The 1,264-nt window shown below is 65.2% G+C and carries 2 protein-coding genes; both read left to right on the top strand.

All coding sequences use genetic code 11. From position 1 onward, the window contains the following. Window positions 1-67 precede the first annotated feature (67 nt). A complete protein-coding gene (locus DEU37_RS00595) occupies window positions 68-352 on the top strand; it encodes a transposase (protein WP_183043548.1) in 285 nt (94 codons plus the stop codon). A gap of 47 nt (window positions 353-399) precedes the next feature. Next, the gene (locus tag DEU37_RS14955; RefSeq protein WP_259457081.1) at window positions 400-1,224 is read left to right on the top strand and encodes an IS3 family transposase; all 825 of its coding nucleotides are present in this window, start codon (window positions 400-402) and stop codon (window positions 1,222-1,224) included. Window positions 1,225-1,264 lie beyond the last annotated feature (40 nt).

Genomic DNA, 1,264 nt, shown 5'->3' with positions numbered 1-1,264 from the left:
GGGAGCCTGACCCGGTTTTCCGGACACCAACTTTGAGGCGATGATCGTCTCGGAAGGAGTCCGTGAGATGCCTGCTGCCCACCCGCCGGAGTTCCGGCGTCGAGCCCTCGATCTCGTCGCCCAGGGCAACCCTGTCGGTCAGACCGCGCGTGATCTCGGGATCAGCGAATCGTGCCTTCGGAACTGGATGAACCGCGACGCGATCGACTCGGGCCGCAAGGCCGGCGTCACGAGCGACGAGCACAAGGAGCTCGTGGAGCTGAGGCGCCGGAACCGTGTGCTGGAGATGGAGATCGAGATCCTCAAGCGCGCTTCGGCCTATTTCGCCAGGGAGAACGTGCTCCCAAAATAGGGTTCCGGCTGGTCCAGGAGCTCGCCGCGGACGGGATCCCCGTCGCGGTGGCCTGCCGGTTGCTCAACGTCTCAACGTCCGGCTATTACGAATGGGCTTCCCGCCCACCGTCGCTGCGCGCGGTCGCGGATGCAGCGCTCACGACGACGATTCGGAAGGTGCATCGCGACTCGCGAGGCACCTATGGGGCCCCGCGGGTGCTGGCCGAGCTGCGGCTCGGGCTCGGCGTTCACGTCGGCAAGAAGCGCGTCGCCCGGCTCATGCGCCTTGACGGCCTCTCCGGGGTGTCTCATCGACGCAAACGGCGAGGTTGGAAACCAGACACAGCGACGCACGAGGATCTGGTGAAGCGACAGTTCCGCGCGTCTGAGCCGAACAGGCTCTGGTTCTGCGACATCACGCAGCATCGCGCGAAAGACGGATGGGTCTATTGCGCGGCCGTCATCGACGCGTTCAGCCGCCGAGTGGTGGGTTGGTCGATCTCGGACCGGATCACCGCGGAGATCGTCGTCGATGCCCTCGAGATGGCTCGCTGGCGACGACGACCCGAGCCTGGAACCGTGGTCCACGCCGATCGAGGAGCGCAATACACCTCCTGGCTCTTCGGTCACCGGCTCAGGCAAGCCGGTCTGCTCGGCTCGATGGGCCGGGTCGCCTCCAGCGTCGATAACGCGCTCATCGAGTCGTTCTGGTCGACGATGCAGCGCGAGCTTCTCGATCGGTCGAACTGGACCTCAAAAGCAGAGCTGTCGTCGGCGATGTTCGAGTGGATCGAGGGCTTCTACAACCCGACCCGTCGGCACACTGCCCTCGGCAACCTCAGCCCCGTGGAGTTCGAACGACTTCACATCCCCGCCGCAACCGCGGCATGATCAACACAAACAACCCGTCCGGAAAAGCGGGTCAGGCTCC

Origin of the sequence: Microbacterium sp. AG790, from assembly GCF_003634765.1 — a bacterium.
Taxonomy (GTDB): domain Bacteria; phylum Actinomycetota; class Actinomycetes; order Actinomycetales; family Microbacteriaceae; genus Microbacterium.
This window is presented reverse-complemented; position numbering and strand designations above follow the sequence as displayed.

Excerpts from the sequence above, each read along its gene's own strand:
- DEU37_RS00595 (WP_183043548.1), top strand. The coding sequence starts at position 68 with ATGCCTGCTGCCCACCCGCCGGAGTTCCGGCGTCGAGCCCTCGATCTC.